This window comes from Mesorhizobium sp. M1A.F.Ca.IN.020.06.1.1, assembly GCF_004023265.1.
Lineage (GTDB): Bacteria > Pseudomonadota > Alphaproteobacteria > Rhizobiales > Rhizobiaceae > Mesorhizobium.
Map to the genome: position 1 here is coordinate 1 of NZ_RZSR01000689.1, position 3,320 is coordinate 3,320.

Below are 3,320 nucleotides of genomic sequence, written 5' to 3' on the forward strand. Positions count from 1 at the left end.
AGACTGCGCCGGTCTCGATGGGCGTCATCCCGGCCGGCCAGACCGCGCGCATGGCCGTCACGCCGGCCGTGCAGGAGAAGCTGGCGCAAGGCGCCGTGCTCGCCGTCAGTCTCGAGCCGGCCGGCGGTTCGCCGACCGGCCAGCCGACCGGCCCCGTCGTCGCCGCCGGCGATCTGAAGGGCATCTGACGACATTTCGGAAAAGAATTGGAGACTATCCGAAGTCTATCCACCCGACATGTGTCGGCAGCAGCGCTTTCGTGCGCCTAGACGCGGTACGTTTCCATCCGGGCCGACGAATAAAAAATCTTCGAAGTTCGCGAAACTAAGTTTTTGACGCCTCGTATCTCCTCGCGTCCCCAAGGATGGGGAAAACAACCCGAGGAGACTGATACAATGCGTAAACTCGCCACCCTTCTGCTTGCCTCTACAATCGGCCTTTCGGCGCTTGGCGCCGTTGCCTATGCCGCCAATCCGATGGTCGGCGGCGCGCCGATGTATGCCAAGAAGAACATCATCGAGAATGCCGTCAATTCGAAGGACCACACCACGCTGGTCGCCGCCGTCAAGGCCGCCGGCTTGGTCGACACGCTGCAGACCCGCGGTCCTTTCACCGTCTTTGCCCCGACCAACGAGGCCTTCGCTGCACTTCCGGCCGGCACCGTCGAGACGCTGCTCAAGCCCGAGAACAAGGACAAGCTGACCAAGATCCTTACCTGCCATGTCATTGCCGCCAAGGCGCTGGCCGCCGACGTCGCCAAGATGGCCAAGGCCGATGGCGGTGCGCATGAGGTCAAGACCGTCGGCGGCTGCGCCCTGACGCTGAAGTCCGAAAAGGGCAAGGTCACGGCGACCGACGAGAACGGCAACGTCGCTCATGTCACAATCGCCGACGTGCGCCAGTCGAACGGCGTCATCCACGTCATCGACAAGGTTCTTCTGCCGAAGATGTAACAAAGCGCGTGCGGCCGGCGAAGTGGCGTATGTCCGCGCCGGCCGCACGGTCTCCCTCCCACGATCCGTGCTGCCGTCAAGCGCCGCTCCGCATCGCCAGGGCATGGGTCGACGCGGGGTGGCGCGCGAACCGTCACCGGCTTTTGCTTTTCCGGTGGCGTCCTAGTTTGTAAGATCACGTCAGGAGGAAAGGCCATGAACCGTCGCGACTTTCTCTGGAGCGGTGCCGCCGCCACTGCCCTCACAATCGGAGCCGGAGCGGCGTTGCACATGGGCGGCGCGAAGCCGGCTCTGGCCGCCGAGACCTTCGAGATCACCAAGACCGACGCCGAATGGCGCGCCATCCTTTCGGATGCCGCCTTCGACGTGCTGCGCAGGGAGGGCACCGAATATCCGGGCACCAGCCCGCTGCTCAACGAACACCGCAAGGGCATCTTCGCCTGCGCCGGATGCGACCTGCCGGTCTATCCGTCGGAAACGAAGTTCGATTCCGGCACGGGATGGCCGAGCTTCTGGCAGGAGATCCCCAATGCCATCGGCAAGACCGAAGACCGTTCGCTCGGCATGACGCGCACCGAGGTGCATTGCCGCCGTTGCGGCGGTCATCTTGGCCATGTCTTCGACGACGGCCCGCCGCCCACCGGCCTGCGCCACTGCATCAACGGCGTGGCGCTGACCTTCAAGCCCGCCGCGGCCTGAGCGGACTGCGATCTGTCCAAAGAAATGACCCCGGAAATCGGCGACGATTTCCGGGGTCACGCGTTGAGGACGCCAGGCGGGGGTTCCGGCTCCTCAATGGCCTCCGCCGCCACCGCCGCCTTGCTGTGTCGGCTTGTTGATGAACAGCACGAAAAATCCGAGCGAGGCGAACAGCACGGTCAGCATCATGAACACGTCCATGAAGGACAACAGCGCCGCCTGCTGCTGCACCATGCCGGACAGCTTTGAAATGGCGGCGGTCGTGGCGTCGAGGCCGGCGTTTTGCTGGAAGGTCAACGTCATGTTCTGCAGCTTGGTCTGCGCGGCCTCGCTGCCCCACTGCCCATGCTCGGAAAGCCTTGCATAGTGAAAGGCATTGCGGTCGATCAGCACCGTGTTGATGACTGCCAGGCCGACGGCACCGCCGAGATTGCGGGTCAGGTTGAACAGGCCCGACGCATTCTTCAGCCGCTCCGGCGGCAGCGTGCCGAGCGCGATGTTGTTGATCGGCACCATGCACAGCATCATCGAGCAGCCGCGCAGGATCTGCGGGATCAAGAGCTCATAAAAATCCCAGTCGGCGGTGAGATGCGTCATCCACCATGTGCCGGTGGCGAAGCCGATGAAGCCGACCATCATCATCAGCCTGAGATCGATCTTGTTCGACAGGATGCCGGCAACGGGCGCGGTGAAGAACATCGCCAGGCCGCTGACGAACAGCGCCTCGCCGATCATCATCGAATCGTAACCGCGGATGCGGCCGAGGAACACCGGATAGAGGTAGGTCAACCCGTAAAGGCCGATGCCGACCACGAAGGAGAACAGCGAGCCGAAGGCGAAATTGACATTGTTGAAGGCCCGCAGATCGACGATCGGCTCCTCGGCGGTGAACACGCGCCAGAAGAAGATGAGACCGCCTATGGTCATGATGATGGCGCAGGCAAAGACGGCCGGCTCCTGCAGCCAGTCATGGTTCGGGCCTTCCTCCAGCACGTATTCCATGCAGCCAAGGAAGGCGGCCATGCCGATCAGGCCCCACCAGTCGAACTTGGAGAACAGCTTGAGGTTCGGCTTGTCGAAATCGATCAGCGACCAGGCAGCCGTCGCCACCAGTATGCCCGGCACGACATTGATCAGGAACAGCCAGTGCCAGGACATGGCATGGCTGATATAGCCGCCGACCGTCGGGCCGATGGTCGGCGCCAGCGTCGCCACGAGGCCGATCATCGGCGAGACGACGGCGCGGCGCGACGGCGGGAAGATGGTGAAGGCGGCAGCGAACACACTCGGAATCATGCCGCCGCCGATAAAGCCCTGGATGGCGCGGTAGACGATCATCTGGTCGATGTTGGTGGCGGTCGCGGCCAGCGCGCTTGCTGCTGTGAAGCCGGCGGCCGCGGTCGTGAACAGCACGCGGGTCGACAGCATGCGGCTGAGGAAGCCCGACAGCGGGATCATCACCACTTCCGCGATCAGATAGGCGGTCTGAACCCACGGGATCTCGTCGGAGCTGGCGCTGAGGCCGGCCTGGATCTCGGCCAGCGATGCCGAGACGATCTGGATATCGAGGATCGCCATGAACATGCCGAACACCATCGCCAGGAAGGCGATGACGCGGCGCGCCGGCATGTGGTCGGCGGGGGCGGCGGCTGCCGGACGTGCCGGCGC

The 3,320-nt window shown here is 63.9% G+C and carries 4 protein-coding genes; 3 read left to right on the forward strand and 1 reads right to left on the reverse strand.

Going from position 1 to position 3,320, the window contains the following annotated elements; all coding sequences use genetic code 11:
- The 3 genes from EOA60_RS25085 to msrB form a co-directional block, all read left to right on the forward strand.
- Positions 1-188 (forward strand): anti-sigma factor (locus EOA60_RS25085; RefSeq protein ID WP_206628219.1); only part of this gene is annotated, 188 nt, incomplete at its 5' end.
- 207 nt (positions 189-395) lie between these two features.
- Complete coding sequence (locus EOA60_RS25090; RefSeq protein ID WP_067323809.1) at positions 396-953, forward strand: fasciclin domain-containing protein; 558 nt, start codon at positions 396-398, stop codon at positions 951-953.
- A 195-nt stretch (positions 954-1,148) separates the two neighbouring features.
- Positions 1,149-1,652 carry a peptide-methionine (R)-S-oxide reductase MsrB gene (gene msrB, locus EOA60_RS25095; RefSeq protein WP_067323811.1) on the forward strand — a complete coding sequence of 168 codons (504 nt, stop codon included), beginning with the start codon at positions 1,149-1,151 and terminating at the stop codon, positions 1,650-1,652.
- A 93-nt stretch (positions 1,653-1,745) separates the two neighbouring features.
- On the opposite strand, the gene EOA60_RS25100 is transcribed toward msrB, so the two are convergent.
- Complete coding sequence (locus EOA60_RS25100; RefSeq protein ID WP_128312073.1) at positions 1,746-3,281, reverse strand: DHA2 family efflux MFS transporter permease subunit; 1,536 nt, start codon at positions 3,279-3,281, stop codon at positions 1,746-1,748.
- Positions 3,282-3,320 lie beyond the last annotated feature (39 nt).

Bases quoted from the DNA above. Each gene is read 5' to 3' on its own strand.
- EOA60_RS25090 (WP_067323809.1), top strand. From the start codon at position 396: ATGCGTAAACTCGCCACCCTTCTGCTTGCCTCTACAATCGGCCTTTCG.
- msrB (WP_067323811.1), top strand. From the start codon at position 1,149: ATGAACCGTCGCGACTTTCTCTGGAGCGGTGCCGCCGCCACTGCCCTC.
- EOA60_RS25100 (WP_128312073.1), bottom strand. From the start codon at position 3,281: ATGCCGGCGCGCCGCGTCATCGCCTTCCTGGCGATGGTGTTCGGCATG.